This is a genomic window from Bradyrhizobium sp. CSA112 (assembly GCF_029051645.1).
GTDB lineage: Bacteria > Pseudomonadota > Alphaproteobacteria > Rhizobiales > Xanthobacteraceae > Bradyrhizobium.
The window spans coordinates 166685-188052 of the sequence record NZ_JAACFS010000001.1; the positions used below are offsets into that span (position 1 = coordinate 166685).

The window sequence follows — 21368 nt, forward strand, 5'->3', positions numbered from 1 at the left end:
TACCGACGGCTTTGAATCAAGTTTGAGATGCGCAGATCAAAGGACATGGTGAATGATTCAAATTGTCGTCGATCACATCAGGCGCTATCGATTTTGATATATTGTCGCACGGTTGGTTGTCGACGACAGTAGCCGTCGCGAGGACACGCGCAATCTCGTTCGCTTGCGCGTAGGCCGCAGCCTTGGAATGACGGCGTGGTATCGACATGCAATTGCCGCGGCAATCGAATGCCGGATTGAATCTTCGTTTCGCCGTCTGGAGTGCCGCCATCTTTTCAGGAATGGCGAACCTGCTTGGGCTGACGGGTCCGATATTCATGCTTGAAATCTACGACCGGGTCATTCCCAGCCGTAGCATTCCGACGCTGAGTGCTCTGCTGGTCCTTGCTGCCGGCCTCTATGCGTTTTCGGGTTTCTTTGACGTGTTGCGCTTTCGTGTGATGGCGCGGATCGCCTCAAGCGTGGATGCCAGCCTGTCAGCCCGCGTATTCGCAATCATCGCCAGGGCACCCCTCAAGGGACAGGTCGAGGGCGACGCATTGCGCCCGGCCCGTGATCTCGATCAGGTGCGAGGCTTCCTGACGAGCCAGGGACCTTCAGCACTATTTGATCTGCCCTGGACGCCGCTCTATGTCGCCGTCTGTTTTCTGTTGCATCCGTTGGTGGGATGGTTCGTTGTTGCGGGAACCGTCATTCTCGCCGGCCTGACAGTCATCACGGATATCCGGACCCGGCGGCTGCTCAGAGAGGCGAGCACCACGCAAGCTGCCAGAAACAAGTTTGGGGAGGCCGCCAACCGCGACGCAGAGGCGTTCGCGGCGATGGGTTTGACGTCGAGAGCGTCGGTTCACTCGGAGCAAGCGCACCGCGAATACACACGGCTTCAGCGCGTGGCAGGCGATATCGGCGGAACGCTATCGGGCGTATCGAAAGCGTTTCGCCATCTCCTGCAATCGGCCACCCTCGGCCTTGGGGCCTATCTCGTGATCAATGACGAGATGAGTGCAGGCATGATCGTTGCGGGATCGATCATCGTCGCGAGGGCGCTCTCACCGGCCGAGCATGTGATCGGAAACTGGCGCGGCATGCTTGGTGCCCGCGAGGCATGGAAGCGCCTCAATGACCTGATGACGCATTTTCCGGTGGAGGGCGAGCGCACGGCCATTCCGCCGCCGTCTCGTTCGCTTGCCCTCGAAGGTGTCTACATCGCGCCGCCATCCGATCCCCGCAGGCTTACGGTGCAGAATGCGACGTTCACGCTGAAAGGGGGCAGCGTCCTCGGCGTTATCGGTCCGAGCGGTTCGGGCAAATCCTCTCTCATTCGCGGGATCGTCGGCGTCTGGCCTCTCATCCGGGGTTGTGTTCGTCTCGATAATGCGACGTTCGATCAGTGGAGGGCGGAAGAACGTGGCTGCTTCGTCGGTTACATGCCACAAGCAGTCGATTTGTTTCCCGGCACCGTTGCAGAAAACATTGCGCGGCTCGATCCGTTCGCGGACGATGACAAGATTGTCGCAGCAGCACAGGCGGCGGGCGTTCACGACGTGATTGTCCAGCTCCCGGACGGATATGAGACGCGCGTTGGCGAAAGGGGGCTCGGCCTTTCGGCAGGACAGCGCCAGCGGATCGCATTGGCGCGCGCACTCTATGGCGATCCATTTCTGGTCGTTCTGGACGAACCAAATTCCAACCTCGACACCGAGGGGGAGCGGGCTCTGACGCAGGCGATCAAGGGTGTACGGTCGAGAGGCGGCATCGTCATCGTGGTGGCGCACCGGGCCGGCATTCTGGCATCGCTCGATTTTGTTCTTGCGATGGACGCCGGCATGATCCGCTCCTTCGGACCGCGCGATGCCGTCTTGAAGCAGGGCCAAAGAGCGAAGGCCGTTCCGCCGCTGAAGGTGATCGAAGGCGAGGCTGTCGCAAATGAAGCCTGATGACCAGCGAGTGATCGGGCGCTCGCTCCGCCTTCATGCGCTGGTGGGTGTTGCCGCAATCCTGATGCTGGTGTTCGGCGTAGGTGGGTGGGCCGCGACCACGGAATTGTCCGGCGCTGTCATCGCGCCAGGCAACGTCATCGTGGAAGGCAGCGTGAAGCAGATCCAGCATCCGACGGGCGGCGTGGTCGCCGAGCTGCTGGTTCGCGAGGGGCAGATTGTCGATGCCGGGGACGTGCTGGTGCGGCTGGACGCCACCACCACGCGGGCAAACCTTGCGATCGTCACGAAGAATCTCAACGAATTGTTCGCGCGCCAGGCCCGGCTCGAGGCCGAGCGGGACAATCTGTCCGACGTGGCGACGCCCGCCGAACTCACGGTGCGGCTGAATGCCGCCGCCGTTCGCAACGTCATGGAGCGGGAACGCAGGCTGTTTGCGCACCGCCGCGAAGCGCGCGAGGGACAGAAAGGGCAATTGCGTGAACGGATCGCGCAATTGAACGAAAAGATCGGGGGGCAGGCCGCGCAGCAGGAAGCCAAGACCGAGGAAATCGACCTGATCGAGAAGGAACTGGTCGGGGTTCGAAGTCTCTTTAGCAAAGGCCTCGTCCCGATCGACCGCGTCAACAATCTGGCGCGCGCGGCGGCCCGTCTCAACGGTGAGCGCGGCGCACTCATCGCGGCGACCGCTGAGGCGCGTGGACACATTACGGAAGTCGAGCTGCAGCTTCTGCAGGTTGATCAGACGCTGCGCAGCGAGGTCGCAACAGAACTTCGTGATGTGAACGTGAGACAGGGCGAACTGCTGGAGCGCGAGGTCACGGCAAAGGATCAGCTCAGTCGCGTTGAACTGCGAGCGCCGATAAGAGGCCTAGTTCATCAGCTCGCTATACACACCATTGGTGGGGTGATCACGCCGGCGGAAGCGCTGATGCGGATCGTTCCCCAGGGTACTGATCTGACGGTCGAGGCACGTGTCGCCGCAAAGGACATCGATCAGATCGCGCTTCAGCAGAGCGCAATCCTTCGGCTGACGGCCTTCAATCGAAATACGACGCCACAACTGAGCGGCACCGTGACGCGCATCTCGGGCGACGTGGTGAAGGATGACAGCGGCGCGACGTACTACCGCGTCGGCATTGCCATCAGCCAGGATGAGCTTGCGAAGCTCGGCAAGCTGACGCTCATCCCCGGCATGCCGGCGGAATCCTACATCCTCACCGGCGATCGCACCGTCCTGTCGTACTTCGCGAAGCCGCTGCGGGACCATACGCACCGCATTTTCCGGGAAGACTGATCTTCCGACAAGCGTTGTGACCTCTATGTGTAGATCACGTGACGATATGCGCATGCATCACACGCGTGCGCTTGAAGACGATTAATCTCAAACCGGAAATATCGACTATCGAAATCGATATAGCGTTTATCGAGATCGATATATTGAGAGAAAGTGAGAAGCGTAATCCCATGGTGAAGCCGACGAGAGCGGCGATAATCATGGGAGATGGCTATGAATTATATTGGTGACGACACGCAAAACATTTTCACTGGTACGTTCGAGAATGACTACATGGACGGCCGGGGAGCAGTTGACTTTCTATCCGGCGGCGGTGGCGACGACCGCATTGAGGGCGGCGACGGCAACGACTTCCTCAATGGTGACGACGGTTGGGACACCATCATTGGTGGCTATGGTGGTGACCATATCTCCGGCGGAACCGGGAACGATCAACTCGACGGCGGACCGGGCTTTGATATCGATGACATCCACGGCGACGCCGGCAACGACACGATCTGGGGTGGCGATGGCGACGACATTCTCAACGGCGGCGCCGATATCGATACCATCATGGGCGAAGGTGGCAACGATCTCATCCTTGGCGGCACTGAGGGCGATTTTCTCTATGGCCAGGATGGCGGCGATACACTTCTCGGCGAAAGCGGCATGGACCGCCTCGAAGGCGGCATTGGTAATGACAGTGTGTCCGGCGGATCTGACGGAGACGTAATCCTCGGTGGCACCGGAAACGATTATTTGAATGGTGATGGGGGTAATGACATCATTCTGGGAGGGGACGATATCGATACGATCGATGGTGGTGACGATGACGACACCATCTGGGGAGAGAACGGTGATGACACGATCAATGGTGGCGGCGGATATGACCAAATCAACGGGGGAGATGGCATCGATACCATTACCGACCTATTCGGCACTCGCAGCGTTGTGGATGGTGGAATTGGCAACGACGACATCACGGTGGCGACCGCGCTCAACGAGGTTGTTGGTGGCGCGGGTGATGATACTATTAGATTGAATGGTGGTAACAATCTAGTCGATGCAGGCGCCGATAATGATGTCATTATCGACAACACGAGCGGTGTCGTCGCAATCGATGGCGGCCTCGGCAATGATACGTTCGTTCACAATAACAGCGGCGTAACGAGCATCTCGGATGCGGGCGGATTAGATGTGCTGGTCTTCAATGTCGCCGATGTCACCACGCTTCAGTTCTTCCAGTTGGGGAAGGACTTGATCATAGCCGATGCGCTCGACACTAACTTCCAGAACTACGTCGACGTGGTCGGCTTCTTTGATCCATCCAATGCGGACACGCTAGAGTATGTGTTCGACATCAACGGCAACGGAATCCAGATCAGCTAAAACTATAGCATGCAAAGAAAATGGCGCAGGAGGGAGCCTCCTGCGCCATTCCTTTTCCAGATTGCACTGCTATTGACCAATCAGCGCGTCGCGCTGCGCGACGAGGCTCGCGCGAGCGTTGCTGTTGTCCCGGATGTCGCTCGAGATAAAATCCGTCATGGCACGTAGGGAAGCCAACGCCTCTTGCTGATCCTCAACTGACGTTGCGATACCTTCCTTGCGGGTGGTTACCGTGCCGTCGCCCCGGAAATTGTATTGGACACCGTCCTTCACGAAGCCATAGGTAACATTTGGACCGAGAGGAGGCAGTGTCCGACCGGCGTCCTTCAACATCTGTAATGCCTTTGCGGTCTCCGCAGCATTCAGCGTTACTAAGGGAGATATCGGAGAGTTCAGCATCTTGTCATAGGATTTCTGAAGTCTCTCGATGCCTGCCTTGTTCGTATCTTGCCTAGCGTCCTGCAGATCGAGCATGGTCAGCTGGGAGCTAATATTGGCCAATTCCGCCTGACGATGCCTAGCATTTATGTCTGCCTGGAAACGATCCTCGGTCGTCTGCGACCAGTCGTCCATGGCTTGCTGTGCAGCCATCAGACGATCCCGCGCACCCTGCGACAGCGACAGTTGCGTGGCGGGGCCACGGTCGCTGTCGTTCGTCGTCGCGTTCGATGCGGGTTGTTTAGCGTTGTCGGCCGTATCGAGAGCCGTATGGGTGAGGGGATTCAATGTGGCGGCTTGGCTGGAAACGGCGCTGACCATGGTTTTCTTCCTGATCCTTGTCGCGTTGACGGCGATGATTGAAGTTCGCCTTCGGCGACCCGCAACCTCGCTTTCCTTGTTCGTGCAGAGGTTGTGCCATGGATAGGCTTAACGTAAGATTTATAAGGGTCTCGTTCGACGGCTATCGAATTCGATATATTAACGGCAGGTTAATGCGGTGAGCGGTTGCTGCGAGCAGTTTGCCAGCGAGCGATCATCGCCGATGCGCTCGCACCAACTTCGAGAATTTTGTTGACGTGATCGGCTTCTTCGATCCGGCCAACACCCTCGAATTCGTGTTCGACATCAACGGCAACGGCATCCAGATCAGCTAAGCTGTAGGAAGCCAAGAAAACGGCGCAGGAGGGAAACCTCCTGCGCCGTGTCTTCGAGAACTGCTGCCATTATTGACCGACCAGCGCGTCGCGCTTGGCGATCAGGTCAGCACGCGAGACGCTGGGGTATTCAATCCTGGTGGACAAATACAGCATCGTATCTTGGAAGGCCTGATAGCCTCGTTGCTTCTGCTCCTCGGAGGTGGGCACTCCGCCCTCATTTACCCAAGCCGTTCCATCCTTCAGGAAGGTGTAAATTTTTCCATCGTCACCGAAGGAGTAGGTGTCGGCACCGCCGATCTTGGATGGATCGATGCCGCGCGGCGCGACCTTCTTCAGAATCGCGCTGATCTCGGCATCCGATAGCTGTACCGCCGGCACTGGCGTCGTATTTTGCCATTTGATAGCGGACTCTCGCATTGACTTGATCGTGGATGCCAAAGAGTTGTTGGTCTTTTCCCGCCAGTCGAGCATCCTGAGCTCAGCGTTGATCTTCATCAATTCTACCCGGCGATCCATGGCCTCGCTCGTCGCCTGCCAGTGTGCATCCAGGCCTTGCTGCGTGGCGTCCGGGCCTTGCTTGAATGCGGCCATCAGGCGATCCAGCGCGTCCTGGGATAACGACACCTGCGTGGCCGGGCCGCGGTCGCTGTCGTTTGACGTCGCGTTCGACGCGGGTTGTTTGGCGTTGTCGTCCCCGTCGAGAGCCGTATAGGCGAGGGGACTCAATGTGGCGGCTTGGCTGGAAACGGCGCTGACCATGGTTTTCTTCCTGATCCTTGTCGTTGACGGCCGGATGCAAAATTCGCTTTCGGCGACCGCAACCTCGCTCTCCTTGTTCGTGCAGAGGTTGTGACACGGATAGGCTTAACGTAAGATTTAGGAGAGCTTCGACGGGTACGGCGGGGACTCTGCGCCCTCTGAAAGCCGTCTTTCCGCCAGCGCTAAGCCATTGATTGCCTGCGTTATTCCGCCGCAGCCATAAAGCCTGCGCATTACCAAACTTTAATTCCCCAGCCAGCGCACGGTAAGGCGGCAAACCCCATCTTCCGTCCTGTCAGGTGCCCCAGCCCCCGCACCCCGTACCGTCGAAATTCAGGCTCTGGAGATTTTTGAAACATGACCGAACGTCCCATCGATCTTTCCTCGCTACCGTCCAACGGCGCGCCGCGGCGTTCGCTGTTCTCCGCGCGCAAGTTCGCGCTGATGGCTTCTGTCGTCGCCGGCCTCGGCGCCGCCGTGTATGGCTTCTCGCCGCAGCAGGGCCCGCTCGATGTCTTCACCAGCGCGGCGCAGGCCCAGGTCAATACCGAGGTCCGCAAGGTCGAGCGTCCGATCGGATTTGCCGACGTCGTCGAGCGCGTGAAGCCGTCGGTGATTTCGGTCAAGATCAACATCGCCGACAAGAGCTCCAAGGACGACAGCGCCAACAAGGACGAGGACTCGCCGTTCCCGCCGGGTTCACCGATGGAGCGCTTCTTCCGCCGCTTTGGCGGTCCGGATGGCTTGCCTCCGGGCTTGCGCGGCGGACCGCGTGGCGGCCGTGGCCCGGTCACGGGTCAGGGTTCCGGCTTCTTTATCTCGCCTGACGGCTTTGCCGTGACCAACAACCACGTGGTCGACGGCGCGGACAAGGTCGAGATCACAATGGACGACGGCAAGACCTACACCGCGAAGGTGATCGGCACCGATCAGCGCACCGACCTCGCGCTGATCAAGGTCGAGGGCCGCACCGATTTCCCGTTCGCCAAGCTGTCCGATAGCAAGCCGCGGATCGGCGACTGGGTGCTGGCGGTCGGTAACCCGTTCGGCCTCGGCGGCACCGTGACTGCCGGCATCGTCTCGGCCTCCGGCCGTGACATCGGCAACGGCCCGTATGACGATTTCATCCAGATCGACGCGCCCGTGAACAAGGGCAACTCCGGCGGTCCGGCGTTCGACACCAATGGCGAAGTGATGGGCGTCAACACCGCGATCTATTCGCCGTCCGGCGGCAGCGTCGGCATTGCATTCTCGATCCCGGCTTCGACGGTCAAGAACGTGATCGCCCAGCTCAAGGACAAGGGCTCCGTCAGCCGCGGCTGGATCGGCGTCCAGATCCAGCCGGTGACATCAGACATCGCCGACAGCCTCGGCATGAAGAAGGCGGAAGGCGCGCTGGTGGCGGAACCGCAGCCGAACGGCCCGGCTTCCAAGGCCGGCATCCAGTCGGGTGACGTCATCACCGCCGTCAATGGTGAGCCGGTCAAGGATGCCAAGGAGCTCGCCCGCACCATCGGCGGCCTCGCGCCGGGCGCCGCGGTGAAGCTCACAGTGCTGCAGAAAGGCCAGGAAAAGGTCATCAACCTCACGCTCGGCCAGTTGCCGAACACGATCGAGAGCAAGGCCGACACCGACAAGGAAGACAAGGGCGGCCCCACCAAGGGAACCGGCGTGCCGAAACTCGGCCTGACGGTTGCTCCCGCCAACAGCGTAGCCGGCGCCGGCAGGGAAGGCGTCGTAGTCACCGAGGTCGACCCGAAGAGCGCGGCGGCCGAGCGCGGCTTCAAGGAAGGCGACGTCATTCTTGAGGTCGCCGGAAAGAGCGTGGCCAGCGCCGGCGAGGTTCGCGATGCGATCGACGCCGCCCGTACCGAGAACAAGAACAGCGTTCTCATGCGCGTGAAGAGCGGCGGTTCGTCGCGCTTCGTCGCGGTGCCGCTGGCGAAGGGCTAAACGAGGACTAGATATCAGATGGAGGGTTTCGCCGGCATTCGTCGCCCCCGCCGACGTCTCCTTCCGGGGAGCGGGTGCAAAACTCGCTCCCTCAGGCAACCTTCCTTCGGAACACGCCCCCCTCCGTCGGAAGGGCCTAAGGGCGGTGAGGTCCCCCAGCTTCACCGCCCGCTTTTTTTACGTGATCGAGAGAACGGCCGGCCGCCTTGCATGTGCAGGGCGGCCGCGCCATGGTGAGAGAAAGCCTGTTCCCGTGACCGCAACTGCCCCCCAAATGCGCCTGTTGATCATCGAAGACGATCGCGAGTCCGCCGACTATCTGGTCAAGGCGTTCCGCGAAGTCGGCCATGTCGCCGATCTCGCCAGCGATGGCGAGGAGGGCCTGTCGATGGCCGATGGCGGCGATTACGACGTGCTTGTGGTAGATCGCATGCTGCCCAAGCGCGACGGCCTGTCCGTGATCGGCGCGCTGCGCGAGAAGGGCAACCGCACGCCGGTGCTGATCCTCTCCGCGCTCGGCCAGGTCGACGATCGCATCAAGGGCCTGCGCGCCGGCGGCGACGACTATCTGCCCAAGCCCTATTCGTTCGCCGAACTGCAGGCGCGCGTCGAGGTGCTGTCGCGCCGCAATGTGGGCCCCGCCGAAGAGACCACCTACCGCGTCGGCGATCTCGAGCTCGACCGTCTTTCTCACCGTGTCGCCCGCGGCAAGGACGAGTTGACGCTGCAGCCGCGCGAGTTTCGCCTGCTCGAATATCTGATGAAGCATGCGGGACAGGTCGTGACCCGCACCATGCTTCTGGAAAACGTCTGGGATTATCATTTCGATCCGCAGACCAACGTCATCGACGTGCATATTTCGCGGCTGCGCTCCAAGATCGACAAGGGTTTCGAGCGGCCCTTGCTGCACACGATCCGCGGCGCCGGGTACATGATCCGTGACGGCCTTCGGTAAATTGATCCGCACCACAGCGTTCCGGCTGACGCTGGTGTATCTGTTCCTGTTTGCGCTGTTCGCCGCGTCGCTGCTCGGCTATTTCGCCTGGAATACGCGGCGGCTGATCAACGAGCAGATCACCACCACAGTCAACGCCGAAACCGCCGAGATCGAGACCATCTACGCACGCCGCGGGCTGCGCGGCCTTTCCCTCACGCTCGCCTACCGGGCGCTGCGGCCCGGCGCCAACCTCTATCTCGTCACCACGCCGGAGGGGAGGTCGTTCGGCGGCAATGTCGAATCGCTGTCCCCGGGCGTGATGGCTTCGACAGGCTGGTCTGAGACGGCGTACCGCAGGCTCGACGAGCAGGACAGCGCCAATCATCGCGCGCTGGTGCGCGTCACCGAGCTCACCGACGGTTTCCGCCTACTGGTCGGCCGCGATCTGGAGGAGCGGCGGCGTCTGTTCGGCATCGTCGCCAAAGCCGCGCAATGGTCGCTGCTTGTCGTCATCGTGCTCGGCATCGGCGGCGGCATCTTCGTGGCGCGGCGGGTGCTGCGGCGGATCGACGCCATGACCGGCACCACAAGGCGCATCATGGCCGGTGACCTTTCCGGGCGCCTGCCGGTCGGGCGCTCCGGCGACGAGCTCGATCGCCTCGCGGAAAACCTCAACGCCATGCTGGAGCGCATCGAGGCCCTAATGATGGGGCTGAAGGAAGTCTCCGACAACATCGCCCATGACTTGAAGACGCCGCTGACGCGCCTGCGCAACCGCGCCGAGGAGGCGCTGGCGAGTTCCGGCAGCGAAGCCGAGTACCGCGCGGCACTGGAGCGGACCATTGAGGAATCCGACGGCCTGATCCGCACCTTCAACGCGCTGTTGATGATCGCACGCGCGGAGTCCGGGCAGGCGCGCGGCAACATGGATGATTTCGACGCGGCCGACGTCGCCAAGGGGATCCACGAATTGTACGAACCGCTCGCCGAGGACGACGGCATGACCCTGCGCGTCAGGACCGGGACCGCGCGGCTGCACGGCAACCGCGAGCTGATCAGCCAGGCGCTCGCCAACCTGGTCGAGAACGCCATCAAATACGGCAAGCCGTCGCCTGTGGTGCAGCCGCTTGATCCCGCCGCGGCCGCGCGCACCAGGGAGGTTCTGATCGAGGCGCGGCGCGAGGGCGACCGCGTGCTGCTCAGCGTCACCGATCATGGGCCCGGCATTCCCGAAGGGGATCGCAAGCACGCGGTGGAGCGGTTCGTGCGGCTCGAGGCGAGCCGGACGTTGCCGGGTTCCGGCCTCGGCCTCAGCCTGGCCAACGCCGTTGCCACGCTCCATGGCGGCGAACTCAGGCTTGGCGATTCGCGTCCCGGCCTGACCGCGACGCTGGTGATCCCGGCGCTATCCGCCGCGGGTGACAGGCTTGCGGCCCAAACGCCGGATGTGCCACAGAAGGTGGCATGAATGCCTCCGCCTTGGCCGCGCGGTTCGTCAGCGGGCCGCATCTCACCGCCAGTAGCAACGCCGAACAACGTCTGGGAGACTGGCTCGCCGAACTGCAGCCGGAGCAGGCGGCCGAGATCGGCGCGTGGCTGGAGCGGCCGCCGGTCCGGGCCATCCTGCTCGGCATCGTCGAGTTCTCGCCATACCTGTTCGACCTGATCCGCGCCGATGCCGCGCGGCTGCTCCGCCTGTTGGCATGCGATCCGGAACAGCATCTCGCCGCGCTGATCGAGAAAACCTCGCGCGACGTGCTCACAGCCGCCGGCGAGGCCGATGTGATGCATCTGCTTCGCCGCGTGAAGTCCGAGGCCGCGTTGTTGATCGCGTTGTGCGACATCGGCGGGGTCTGGCCGGTGATGAGGGTGACGGCGGAGCTGACCGGTCTTGCAACCGTTTCCGTGCAGACAGCGCTGCGCTTCCTGCTCCGCCAGGAGGTTGCGCGCGGCCGCATGACCGCCTTCAATCACGACCGGCCGGAGGAGGGCTCCGGCCTGATCGTGCTCGCCATGGGCAAGATGGGCGCCGGCGAACTGAATTATTCCAGCGACATCGATCTGATCGTGTTTTTCGATCCCGCCGCGACGTCGCTGGTAGCAGACATCGAGCCGGCGCCGTTCTTCGTGCGCGTGACGCAGGCGCTTGCCCGCTTGCTGCAGCAACGCTCCGGCGACGGCTACGTGTTCCGCGTCGATCTGCGCCTGCGGCCCGATCCGGCCTCGACGCAGGTGGCGATTTCGACCGAGGCGGCGCTGCATTATTACGAGCGGGAGGGGCGGACCTGGGAACGCGCCGCGATGATCAAGGCGCGCGTTTGCGCCGGCGATGCCAAAGCCGGCGAGGCGCTGATCGCGGAGCTTTCGCCGTTCGTCTGGCGCAAGCATCTGGACTTTGCCGCGCTCGCCGACGTCCACGACATGAAGCGGCAGATGCAGACCTATCGTGGCCAGAGCGAGATATCGGTCGAAGGCCACAACGTCAAGGTCGGCCGCGGCGGCATCCGCGAGATCGAGTTTTTCGCGCAGACGCAACAGCTCATTGCCGGCGGCCGCCATCCGGAATTGCGGGTGCGCCCCACGCTGCATGCGTTGCAGGTCTTGGCCACCAGTAACTGGATCACCTTTCAGGCTTGTGACGAATTGACTGATGCCTACGAGTTCCTGCGCCGCGTCGAGCACCGGCTGCAGATGATCTGCGACGAGCAGACCCATGCACTGCCCGAAGATGCCGAGGCCGTGGAGCGTTTTGCAAACTTCTTCGGCTATGAGAGCCGGGCCGCCTTTGCGAAAGATCTGCTCGGTCATCTCAACATCGTGCAGGGGCATTACGGCAAGCTGTTCGAGGGCGATCCGACCGGCACGGTGAAGCTACCGCAGCTCAACTACGCCGCAGGTCCTGAGGATGCGCGGCTGCTCGATCACCTGACGACGCTCGGTTTCAAGAAGCCGGTCGCGGTGGCCGGGACGTTGCAGCTCTGGATGCAGGGCAACTATCGCGCGCTCCGCAATGAAGCGACCAAGGCCGCCTTCATCGAATTCGTGCCCGGCCTGATCGACGGCCTCGCACATGCCGAAGACCCCGACGACGCCGTGACCGCGTTCGATCGCTTTCTCGGCGCCTTGCAGCGCGGCGGCCGGCTGATTTCTCTCCTGAGAGAGAACCGCGACCTGGTCGCGCTGGTGGCCCTGATCCTCGGCGCAGCGCCGCGGCTCGGCGACATGCTAGCGCGCCAGCCGCAGATCATGGACGGCTTGATCGATCCCCGTTTCTTCGGCGCGATGCCGGACCAGAAGGAGCTGTCGGCGCGGCTGGCGGCGACGCTGAAGGACTCGGATTCCTACGAAGACTTCCTCGATCGCCTGCGGCTGTTCGGGCAGGAGAGCCTGTTCCTGATCGGCACGCGCATCCTGTCCGGCACGGTTTCCGCCCAACAGGCCAGCGTTGCCTTTGCCGACGTCGCAGAGGGCATCGTGCACACCGTGCACGGTCTGGTCAGGGATCAGTTCGCCACCCAGTACGGCCGCATCAAGGGGCAGGAGACTGCGATCCTCGCGATGGGCCGGCTCGGCAGCCGCGAGATGACGGCGTCCTCCGACCTCGACCTGATCCTGCTGTATGATTTCGACTCGGACAATCCTGATTCCGATGGCGAGCGATCGCTGCATGGCGCGCAGTATTTTGCGAGGCTGACCCAGCGGCTGATTTCGGCGTTCACGACGCGGACCAATTACGGTGTGCTCTATGAAGTCGACATGCGGCTGCGTCCGTCGGGCCGCGCGGGGCCGCTGGCCTCGCGGATCGATTCATTTGCCGACTATCAGGAACGCGAGGCCTGGACCTGGGAGCATATGGCGCTGACCCGGGCGCGGGTGATTTCGGCTTCTCCGGCGTTCCGCCAGAAGATCGAAGCCATCATCCGCAGCGCGCTGACCCGGCCGCGCGACGCTTCCGGCACGGCGGGAGATGTCGCCGACATGCGCCGCGCGATTGCGCAGGAAAAGGGCGAGGATGACGTCTGGGATCTCAAGCTCGCCGCCGGTGGGCTCGTCGATATCGATTTCATCGCGCAGTATCTGCAGCTCGTTCACGCCTCGGAAAAACCCGAAATTCTCAGCGTCTCCACGCTGCAGGTGCTCGACAACGCCGCTCGCCTCGGCGTGCTGCCGCAATCCGACGCCGAGATATTGCGCTCGGCGGCGCGGCTCTATCACGACCTGACGCAGATCCTCAGGCTTTGCGTCACCGGCAAGTTTAATCCGGAGACTTCGGGCGAGGACCTGCTGCGCGTGATGGCGCGCGCCGGCGACACGCCTGATTTCTCGACGCTGGAAGCGCGGGTACGTGAAACCCAGGCCGAGGCGAGACGGGTGTTCCAGGCGCTGGTGGGCTGAGGATACCGCCCCGCCCGTGGCAGCGTCAGTCGAACCGCGCCGTTGCAGTCTTGCCGTCGGGCGCTGTGAGCTGAACCGCACCCTTGGGCCTGGCCGGTAGGGCGGTTGTAGCTGTTCCGCTCAGGTTGTTCTTTTCCGAAGGCACGAGCGTGATGCGCTCGGCCTTTCCTCCCAGATTGAAAATGGCAACGCCCTTGAAACCCTTCGGGTCAACCGGCTTGTCGTTTTCGCCTAGGAGGAAGATTTCAATCGCCTTGTCCTTCGCGACGAGTTCCACATGGTATGGACCGGCTTCGGCGAGACGTCCGCCATGGGACGCTTTCGGCTCGTGTGCGTAAGCTGGCATGCCGGCCAGCAAGGCAATGCCGAGAGTGAGATATCTGAACTTCATGCGCGATCTCCTTTCAAGACGTGAGCGTTCAATAGGAATGTGAAGCGGCTTGCTTCCCGAGAGACTCGTCGGACTGCCGTTGCATGAGCCGCATCAGTGGCTTTCTGCCGAACATGAGAAACAGCACGGGCGTAATCAGCGCATCGAGCAAGGTCGCGCTGACGAGCCCGCCGAAGATCGTCACCGCGACGGGGTGCAGGATTTCCTTGCCGGGCTCGTCCGCCGCGACAAGCAGCGGCAACAGCGCAAGCCCCGCGGACAGCGCGGTCATCAGCACGGGCGTCATGCGCTCGAGGCTTCCGCGGATCACAAGCTCCGGCCCGAACGGGATTCCCTCCTGCAAGGCGAGGTTGATGTAGTGGCTTATCTTGAGAATCCCGTTGCGCGTCGCGATTCCCGTCAGCGTGATGAAGCCGACCATGCTGGCGACAGATAGCGGCTGGTCCGTCAGCGCCAGCGCTGCGACCGAACCGACCAGCGCCAGCGGCACCCCGCCCATGATGATCACGGCGAGCACGGTAGAGCGGTAGCGGCTGTAGAGGATGGCGAAGATCAGCGCGAGGGAAAGGCCTGCCAGGATACCGATTCTGAGGCTGGCTTCCTCCTGAGCCTGGAATGTGCCTTCGAGGCTTGCGGTGACGCCTTGCGGCAGGCTCGCCGCCTGCAATTCGGCGCGAATGCGGCGCACGATCTCGGCCATGTCGGTCTTGCCGTCAGAGTTGGCGAGTATGACGATGCGTCTGCGGCCGTTCTCCCTGAGAATTTGATTGGGCCCGTCAGTCTCCTTCACGTCTGCGATCTGACGTGCCGGGATCCACCCCGACGGGGTCCTGATCAAGAGGTCGCCGAGCTTCTCTGTGGTGCGCAGCCGGTCGGGCAGCCGCATGACGACGTCGTAGCGCTTATAGCCATCAACCACGCGCGAGATGACGCGTCCGCTCGACAGGCGCGATAACTGCTCGGTCACGGCGCCCGGCTGCACGCCGTACAGAGCGGCCCGCGTGTAATCGACACGAATTTCGAGTTGCGGGATGCGTACCTGCTTTTCGATCTGCAGATCCTGGACGCCCTCGATCTTCGAGAGCCGCAGGCGAAGTTCTTCCGCGCTGTTTCGTAGTGTGTCGAGGTCGTCGCCGAACAGTTTCAGGGCGAGTTCGGCGCGGACGCCCGAGAGGAGGTGATCGAGCCTGTGCGATATCGGCTGCCCGACATTGACCGAGAGCGGCAGCACCGAAAGCCGGGAGCGTATGTCCGCTACGATCTCGGATTTTGGCCGCTGCGAGGCTTTGAGATCCACATCGATTTCAGACGAATGGACGCCCTCCGCATGCTCGTCCAGTTCGGCGCGCCCGGTCCGCCGCCCCACGCTGATCACTTCTGGCACATCAAGCAGAAGGCGTTCGGCGATCGACCCCACTCGTGTCGATTCGGAGAGCGAAACTCCGGGGTTGAACGCAAGATTGATCGTGAATGTGCCTTCGTTGAAAGCTGGCAGGAACGCGCGCTTCAAGGCGAATACGCCCGTGCCTGCGCCCAGCACGGCAAGCGCCGTCACGCCGAGCAGCAATCCTTTGCGGGCGAAAGCGAACCGAAGCGCAGCGTGGTTGGCGGACTTGAGCTTGCGGACCAGCCAGCTCTCCCGTTCGGCGAGGCGCTTCATTCCCGGCAGCAGGTAGTATGCCATCACGGGCGTCAACGTGATCGAAACCACCAGGCTCGCGAGGATCGAGATGATGTAGGCCTGCCCAAGCGGGGCAAATAGCCGTCCTTCGATGCCCGAGAGGGCAAACAAAGGCACGAACACCAGCACGATGATCATCGTGGCGTAGAGGATTCCGGATCGCACCTCGCTGGATGCCGAAACCACCACGTCGAAGACCGGCCGGGGACTACCTTGCTCCCTGTTCTCGCGAAGCCGGCGGAAGATGTTCTCGACGTCGACGACGGCGTCATCGACCAGCTCGCCGACGGCAATTGCAAGGCCGCCGAGCGTCATCGTATTGATCGACAGGCCAAGCAGCTTGAAGATGATGGCCGTGGTCAGGATCGAGACCGGAATAGCCGTCAGCGAAATGGCCGTCGTGCGCCAGTTGAGAAGAAACGCGAACAGAATGACGGCGACGACAAGTGCTGCTTCGAGCAACACCCGTTCTACGTTCTGGATCGAGTTTTCGATGAAACTCGCCTGCCTGAATATGATCTCGTTGGCTTTTACGCCGGACGGCAGACTGGGTTCCAGCTCCGCCAGCACCTGCGTGATCTGTTGCGTCAGCCGCACCGTATCGACATTGGGCTGCTTCTCGACCGAGACGACCACGGCAGGCTTGCTCATATAGCCCGCGTCGCCGCGCTTGACCTTGGGCGCAAAGTCGACGTTCGCTACCTGCCGCAGCAGAATGGGGCGTCCTTCGATGGTGGTAACGACGATATTGCGCAGGTCTTCCAGGCTCGTCGTGCGTCCGATATTGCGGATCAGAAACTCGCGGGCATTCTGATCGGTGAACCCTCCGCCGGTATTGGTGCCGAACTGCCTGAGCGCCTGCTCTATTTGCTCATAGCCCACCCCAAGCGCGCGCAGCGCGGAAGGCAGCGGCGCAATCCGGTACTGACGGACCTCGCCGCCGATCGGGATGACCTGCGCAACGCCCGGTATCGCGAGCAGCCGGGGCCTGATCGTGAAGTCCGCGATCTCGCGCACCTCCATCGGCGATGCTGTCTTCGACGTCACCGCGATCAGGAGAATCTGACCCATGATCGAACTGATCGGGCCGATCTGCGGGGTGATGTTCAGGGGGAGCTGGCCCTGCACTTGCGCCAGACGCTCCGCGACCAGTTGACGGTTACGGAAGATATCGGTTCCCCAATCGAACTCCACGTAAACGATCGAAAGCCCGATGCCCGAGACTGATCGTACCCGGCTGACGCCCGGTACGCCGTTCATCTGGGTCTCGATCGGGAAGCTGATGAGTTGCTCGACTTCCGGCGGCGCGTACCCTTCGGATTCCGTCATGATGGTAACGGTCGGACGGTTGAGGTCCGGGAACACATCGACGGGCAACTGGCGCGCGGTGTAGGCGCCCAGAAGAACGAGGACGCCTGCCATCGCAAGAACAAAGAGGCGATTGCGGAGCGAGGTGCTGACCAGGAATGTGAACATGAGCGTGCCTCTTCAGCGTACGTGATCGAGAAGATCCGCGCCTTGCGACACGATCCGCTTGCCCGGGGAGAAGCCGGACACAATCAGCACACGATCGCCGTCGAGAGGCTCCGTGCGCACGCTCCTTGCCATGAACCGCTCGGGGGCGACGTGCTCGTACACAAAATCCTGGCCGTTCGACCCGCGCACGACGCTGCTTCGCGGTACCGCAAGGCCTTCCTTCGTCTCGTCGGTGGTGACCAGCACGGTCAGGAACTGGCCGGCCCTCAGCCCCGCCGTTTCGCCCGTCACGGCAAAATGCACCGGCACCGACTGGCTGCGATCGGCGAAACCGGTCCCCTGGTAGATGAGGTCGTAATTCCTGCCCGTATATGTCGATGCCCGCGCCCCTTGCGATGATTCGACGTTCTCGAAGCTGAGCGCTTCGACCCACAGCCGCGAGGGATCGATGATGTTGAAGACGACAGAGCTCGGCTGGACGATTTGGCCTGCCACGGCGGTGCCTTCCGCGATGACGCCTGCAACCGGGGCGATCAGCGGTTCGGGTTCGCGGCGCGATTTTTCAATCGATGCGCGCCGCTCGCGAAGCCCTTCCAGCTCTAACCGTGTATCTTCGAGTTGGGTTCGGGATATGGCGCCCGATGGCGCGAGTTGCTCGTAACGCGCGAACCTGCGTTCCACAATCGAGATCTGCTGATCGAGCTCGCCCTGGCGCTGCCGCATGTCGGAAACATCGATCGCCTGAATGGGGGGCGTGACATAGCCCAGGATGTCGCCTTGTTTCACCCGTGTGCCGAGCCGGGGAAAACCTGCCGGCGGTGCCGAAAGCCGGCCGCCCACGGCGGATTGCACATACCCGCTGGCGTTGGGATCGGGAATGATCCTGCCTGGCAGCTCGGTGACTTTCCTGTGCTTCGCCTGTTCGGCGACCAGCGTCCGCAACGCAAATATCCGCTGCACGGTCTTGGGCACGAACACTGCTCCATCCGGCAGGCGCTGGGCGCGCTCCCCCGAAACGACGCTGATCGCGACCTGCGCCTTGTCTTCCTCATGGCCGTGGCCTTCATGCGCATTCGTCCCGCGGATGCCCGCGAACGCGGCGAGGATGACGACAATGGCCGCCACCCGTCGCCCGCGGAGTGCAATGGCCGTTAGCAGAGCGCCTGCCAGCAGGCCGCCCAGCGCGAGAAGAACCGAAGTCCTGCCGATGTGTTCGCCATGAGCCGCGTCCCCTTGTGCGTCGCTTTGCGCCGCCTCACGCGCAGTCTGAATCGTCATCGGCAAGATGTCGGTGGCGTCTCCCGCTGTAACCGTGAAGATGAGGTCGGTACGTCCGTTCTTTGCCAGCCACGGCGCCGGCAGTCGGTATGTGCCGTCGGCATTCTCGGTAGCCTTTACGGAACCATCAGGGGTTTCAACTTCAAGTACGGCGCCGGTCACCGGCTCGTTCGTGGCGAACCGGTCGAGATGGATCTCAAGATGGTCTCCGCGGGCGACGGCAACGATCTCGAACGCGTTGGAATCGGCCTCGCCGCGTGGCAACGCGCCTGCCGAGACGGCAGGCTGTTCGCCGTGGTCATGACCCTCATGGGCGGAAGCGGGAGCAATCGCAGCGCACAGAGCTGCGATTGCCGCGAGAGCGCACAGGGCGCGCCCGAAATGGGAAAGCATACCAAAAATCCTTCAATCTGAATGGCCGTCAGTTGCGGGCAGCAGAAGCTGCGCGCAAACTCACTGATCGCTGCGTTCAGATGAAGTATTTGGGAGGGCGCCTGAGGGACTCAGGCGCGCGATCTGGCCTTATCTGGGACGGGACAAACGCAACACGCGTTGCCGATCGGGACAGCGGGACAAGTTGCACGAAGCTCGGCAACCCGGCCGCACAGCAAGCGGCGCATACGAATGTGCAGCAGGCGCCGACGCAATTGCGGTCCGAAGAGGCGGGCGTCTCGGTTTGCCTCCGCTGAGCCTGTTGCAAGACTGCGGGCGTCGCCGACCGATCGGATTGATCAAAGGCGGCTTGGCCATGGCCGCCGTGGACGTGAGCGGCAGCATGATGCTCATGGCCGCCATGCGCTTGGGCAACAGACGGCGCGAGTGAAAGCACGATCAGGACGATCGCGGCTCCCAGAGCACACATAATTCGTTGCTTCAACATGACCGTCCGATTGTAGCACAAGCGCTGCACTTGATATCGCCGGGGAACGAGGAATTCAAGACCGGAACGCGGCGGTGCCGGCATGGTTATCGCCGCGTTATTGCGGCAGATGCGCGCTGCACTCCTCGCTCTCTTTTGCCAAAAGCCATCAAAGCCTTGTCTGGCCGTCTCGCTGATGACGTATCCCGAGGCCCCATCGCCCCTATTGGGCTTTCATGTCCCGGTGGCCGGGAGACCGGCGGGTTCGCTTCGGAACTCCGGCGGCCGCCCGGAATTGTCGCGGGATCAGGAGGCCGGGATGCATACGCAGATCAATATCTTCGACAAGCCCATCGAGCGCATCAGGAAGGCGTGCCAGCTCATGGGCCGTGGTGCCGACTTCGACCGCAAGCTGCCGGAACTGGAAACCTATCTGGAAGGGCTCGTGGCCAACGGGGAAACCAGCGAGGAACGGCTGACCCTGAGCGGCCTGACCTTCGTCAAGCAGGCACGGTAGGGCCATGCGAGGGCACCGACGAAAACGGCGTCAGGGAATTTCGTCTGGAAGCTTCGAGGCCGGATCCGGCGCGCAGCGCTCTTCCCTGATTTCCTTCACGTGGTAGCGCGCGGGCAGAACCTGTCCGCCTGCCTCATCGGCGACGGGAACGTCGGAAATCAGGCCATCATCGAGGGCGTGCTTCCAGACCTCTGGCTCGGTCGGCAAGCCAGGGCCGATCTGCCTGTCGCCATTAAAAAGCGCGTAAGCCAAGAGCCCTCCTACATCAAAACCCCGCCAGCTATTTCAATAACTGACGGGGCTTTGAGCTGATATTTCCGGTTGGATTTCTCCTTCCAGATCTACCGCTCACACCTTCAACGCGGGAGCAGCGATCTCGTTCCGGGCTTTCCGGTTCAGGGACGAAAAAATACGATAGAATCTATCGTGGACCCTACGTTCAGTCGGTACTGCCCGTCCGCCGGTAGCGAAAATCGCAATGGCCGGCGCCCTGCATGATGGTCTGCGTGCGGGTTAACTTGACGTCGGGCCCAAAACCTTCGACGGTATCGAAATCCGCCGCGCACACCAACAGGAATCCGAGCTCCGGCTCACCCAGCTCCTTGTAGAACTCGGCGTACCTGCACCGTCTGACATTGAACGCGAAGACGTCCTGCGACTGGTCGATCACGTCGTAATGCAGCGCATCATCACGCGCATAGGTCGTGAACGCCGAAGCGATGGCCTTGCCCAGATTCTTCTCGTTTTTCGCCCGCCAGAATTCTTCGCCGAAAGCGCGGTAGAGATCACCCAGGGCCTTTCGGACGATTCCGTTGGCGCGCTCCTCTCCCAGCTCCGCCTGCAGAGCCTTGACGAGAGGGACCAGAACCTGGGCCTGGATCTTGGCCTGTTGGATGACGGGAATGCTCACCGGCAGCCTCCATTCCTGTACTTGAAGTTGAAGTTAGAGAAATCGACGCGCTTTCGGAAGTCCGCCCCATTCGCGCGGAACTATTGCCATTTTTTCCTGTTCTGACGTCGCCTCCTTCAACTCTGGAGCCGGTGGGGCCATGCGCAAACTACTATTCGGAATCGCAGTCGCAATGCCAATTGCTTTTATGTCCCCGGCGGCCACGGCGCTGCCCGCGGGCCATGTGATGATCCACGCTTCTCTGGTCAAGGCCGATCTGATTGAGGTAAAGGGCGGGCACGGCCGCGGGCACGGTTGGGGCCGCGGACACGGCTATCGTCCGTTTGGTTGGAGCCGGGGCCGGAAGGTCGGCTGGCGCGGACGTGGCTGCCCGCCCGGTCACTGGAAGAAGGGCTGGTGCTGAAACCGGACGGCCAGCCACTTTCCCTCAGGACGACGTGCAACATCCAACGCCGTCGTCCCGGACAAGCGAAGCGCGATCTCAGATGTGCAATTGCACATCGGGAGACCCAT

At 62.1% G+C, this 21368-nt stretch carries 16 protein-coding genes; 8 read left to right on the forward strand and 8 right to left on the reverse strand.

Annotated features, from left to right (window positions below; all coding sequences use genetic code 11):
* Positions 1 to 236: 236 nt before the first annotated feature.
* The 3 genes from GWE18_RS00935 to GWE18_RS00945 all read left to right on the forward strand — a co-directional run bounded on the left by GWE18_RS00935 (position 237) and on the right by GWE18_RS00945 (position 4602).
* On the forward strand, positions 237 to 1937 hold the full coding sequence (locus GWE18_RS00935; RefSeq protein ID WP_275183940.1) for a type I secretion system permease/ATPase: 1701 nt from the start codon (positions 237 to 239) through the stop codon (positions 1935 to 1937).
* The gene (locus GWE18_RS00940) at positions 1927 to 3234 is read left to right on the forward strand and encodes an HlyD family type I secretion periplasmic adaptor subunit (RefSeq protein WP_275183941.1); all 1308 of its coding nucleotides are present in this window, start codon (positions 1927 to 1929) and stop codon (positions 3232 to 3234) included. The genes GWE18_RS00935 and GWE18_RS00940 overlap by 11 nt, the downstream gene beginning before the upstream one ends.
* A gap of 213 nt (positions 3235 to 3447) precedes the next feature.
* Entirely contained in the window at positions 3448 to 4602 is a 1155-nt protein-coding gene (locus GWE18_RS00945; RefSeq protein WP_275183942.1) for a calcium-binding protein, read from the forward strand.
* A 69-nt stretch (positions 4603 to 4671) separates the two neighbouring features.
* On the opposite strand, the gene GWE18_RS00950 is transcribed toward GWE18_RS00945, so the two are convergent.
* The 3 genes from GWE18_RS00950 to GWE18_RS00960 all read right to left on the reverse strand — a co-directional run bounded on the left by GWE18_RS00950 (position 4672) and on the right by GWE18_RS00960 (position 6458).
* A complete protein-coding gene (locus GWE18_RS00950) occupies positions 4672 to 5361 on the reverse strand; it encodes a hypothetical protein (protein WP_275183943.1) in 690 nt (229 codons plus the stop codon).
* A gap of 170 nt (positions 5362 to 5531) precedes the next feature.
* Entirely contained in the window at positions 5532 to 5711 is a 180-nt protein-coding gene (locus GWE18_RS00955; protein WP_275183944.1) for a hypothetical protein, read from the reverse strand.
* Between the two features lie 54 nt (positions 5712 to 5765).
* On the reverse strand, positions 5766 to 6458 hold the full coding sequence (locus GWE18_RS00960; RefSeq protein WP_275183945.1) for a hypothetical protein: 693 nt from the start codon (positions 6456 to 6458) through the stop codon (positions 5766 to 5768).
* 357 nt (positions 6459 to 6815) lie between these two features.
* Here GWE18_RS00960 and GWE18_RS00965 point away from each other — a divergent pair, with 357 nt between their 5' ends.
* From GWE18_RS00965 to GWE18_RS00980, 4 genes are all read left to right on the forward strand, one after another.
* Positions 6816 to 8411: a Do family serine endopeptidase gene (locus tag GWE18_RS00965; RefSeq protein ID WP_275183946.1), complete on the forward strand. Its 1596-nt coding sequence runs from the start codon at positions 6816 to 6818 to the stop codon at positions 8409 to 8411.
* A 274-nt stretch (positions 8412 to 8685) separates the two neighbouring features.
* Positions 8686 to 9366 (forward strand): response regulator transcription factor, encoded by a 681-nt coding sequence (locus GWE18_RS00970; RefSeq protein ID WP_057848354.1) that lies wholly within the window; start codon positions 8686 to 8688, stop codon positions 9364 to 9366.
* Complete coding sequence (locus GWE18_RS00975) at positions 9350 to 10816, forward strand: ATP-binding protein (protein ID WP_275183947.1); 1467 nt, start codon at positions 9350 to 9352, stop codon at positions 10814 to 10816. The genes GWE18_RS00970 and GWE18_RS00975 overlap by 17 nt, the downstream gene beginning before the upstream one ends.
* The gene (locus tag GWE18_RS00980; protein WP_275183948.1) at positions 10813 to 13743 is read left to right on the forward strand and encodes a bifunctional [glutamine synthetase] adenylyltransferase/[glutamine synthetase]-adenylyl-L-tyrosine phosphorylase; all 2931 of its coding nucleotides are present in this window, start codon (positions 10813 to 10815) and stop codon (positions 13741 to 13743) included. Before GWE18_RS00975 ends, GWE18_RS00980 begins: the two co-directional genes overlap by 4 nt.
* Positions 13744 to 13768: 25 nt before the next feature.
* Here GWE18_RS00980 and GWE18_RS00985 read toward each other — a convergent pair whose 3' ends face one another.
* Genes GWE18_RS00985 through GWE18_RS00995 form a run of 3 tightly spaced genes read right to left on the reverse strand, consistent with a single transcriptional unit; the run spans position 13769 to position 18962 of the window.
* On the reverse strand, positions 13769 to 14134 hold the full coding sequence (locus GWE18_RS00985) for a hypothetical protein (RefSeq protein ID WP_275183949.1): 366 nt from the start codon (positions 14132 to 14134) through the stop codon (positions 13769 to 13771).
* Between the two features lie 28 nt (positions 14135 to 14162).
* Complete coding sequence (locus GWE18_RS00990; protein ID WP_275183950.1) at positions 14163 to 17291, reverse strand: efflux RND transporter permease subunit; 3129 nt, start codon at positions 17289 to 17291, stop codon at positions 14163 to 14165.
* A gap of 12 nt (positions 17292 to 17303) precedes the next feature.
* Positions 17304 to 18962, reverse strand: a complete 1659-nt coding sequence (locus GWE18_RS00995) for an efflux RND transporter periplasmic adaptor subunit (protein ID WP_275183951.1) — start codon at positions 18960 to 18962, stop codon at positions 17304 to 17306.
* 785 nt (positions 18963 to 19747) lie between these two features.
* Here GWE18_RS00995 and GWE18_RS01000 point away from each other — a divergent pair.
* Positions 19748 to 19945, forward strand: a complete 198-nt coding sequence (locus tag GWE18_RS01000; protein WP_275183952.1) for a hypothetical protein — start codon at positions 19748 to 19750, stop codon at positions 19943 to 19945.
* A 30-nt stretch (positions 19946 to 19975) separates the two neighbouring features.
* Here GWE18_RS01000 and GWE18_RS01005 read toward each other — a convergent pair whose 3' ends face one another.
* Both GWE18_RS01005 and GWE18_RS01010 read right to left on the reverse strand, forming a co-directional pair.
* Positions 19976 to 20197 (reverse strand): hypothetical protein, encoded by a 222-nt coding sequence (locus GWE18_RS01005; RefSeq protein ID WP_275183953.1) that lies wholly within the window; start codon positions 20195 to 20197, stop codon positions 19976 to 19978.
* A gap of 187 nt (positions 20198 to 20384) precedes the next feature.
* Positions 20385 to 20855, reverse strand: a complete 471-nt coding sequence (locus GWE18_RS01010) for an L-2-amino-thiazoline-4-carboxylic acid hydrolase (RefSeq protein WP_275183954.1) — start codon at positions 20853 to 20855, stop codon at positions 20385 to 20387.
* Between the last annotated feature and the right edge of the window lie 513 nt (positions 20856 to 21368).

Excerpts from the sequence above, each read along its gene's own strand:
- GWE18_RS00940 (WP_275183941.1), top strand. The coding sequence starts at position 1,927 with ATGAAGCCTGATGACCAGCGAGTGATCGGGCGCTCGCTCCGCCTTCAT.
- GWE18_RS00945 (WP_275183942.1), top strand. The coding sequence starts at position 3,448 with ATGAATTATATTGGTGACGACACGCAAAACATTTTCACTGGTACGTTC.
- GWE18_RS00950 (WP_275183943.1), bottom strand. The coding sequence starts at position 5,361 with ATGGTCAGCGCCGTTTCCAGCCAAGCCGCCACATTGAATCCCCTCACC.
- GWE18_RS00960 (WP_275183945.1), bottom strand. The coding sequence starts at position 6,458 with ATGGTCAGCGCCGTTTCCAGCCAAGCCGCCACATTGAGTCCCCTCGCC.
- GWE18_RS00965 (WP_275183946.1), top strand. The coding sequence starts at position 6,816 with ATGACCGAACGTCCCATCGATCTTTCCTCGCTACCGTCCAACGGCGCG.
- GWE18_RS00970 (WP_057848354.1), top strand. The coding sequence starts at position 8,686 with ATGCGCCTGTTGATCATCGAAGACGATCGCGAGTCCGCCGACTATCTG.
- GWE18_RS00980 (WP_275183948.1), top strand. The coding sequence starts at position 10,813 with ATGAATGCCTCCGCCTTGGCCGCGCGGTTCGTCAGCGGGCCGCATCTC.
- GWE18_RS00985 (WP_275183949.1), bottom strand. The coding sequence starts at position 14,134 with ATGAAGTTCAGATATCTCACTCTCGGCATTGCCTTGCTGGCCGGCATG.
- GWE18_RS00990 (WP_275183950.1), bottom strand. The coding sequence starts at position 17,291 with ATGTTCACATTCCTGGTCAGCACCTCGCTCCGCAATCGCCTCTTTGTT.
- GWE18_RS00995 (WP_275183951.1), bottom strand. The coding sequence starts at position 18,962 with ATGCTTTCCCATTTCGGGCGCGCCCTGTGCGCTCTCGCGGCAATCGCA.
- GWE18_RS01000 (WP_275183952.1), top strand. The coding sequence starts at position 19,748 with ATGCATACGCAGATCAATATCTTCGACAAGCCCATCGAGCGCATCAGG.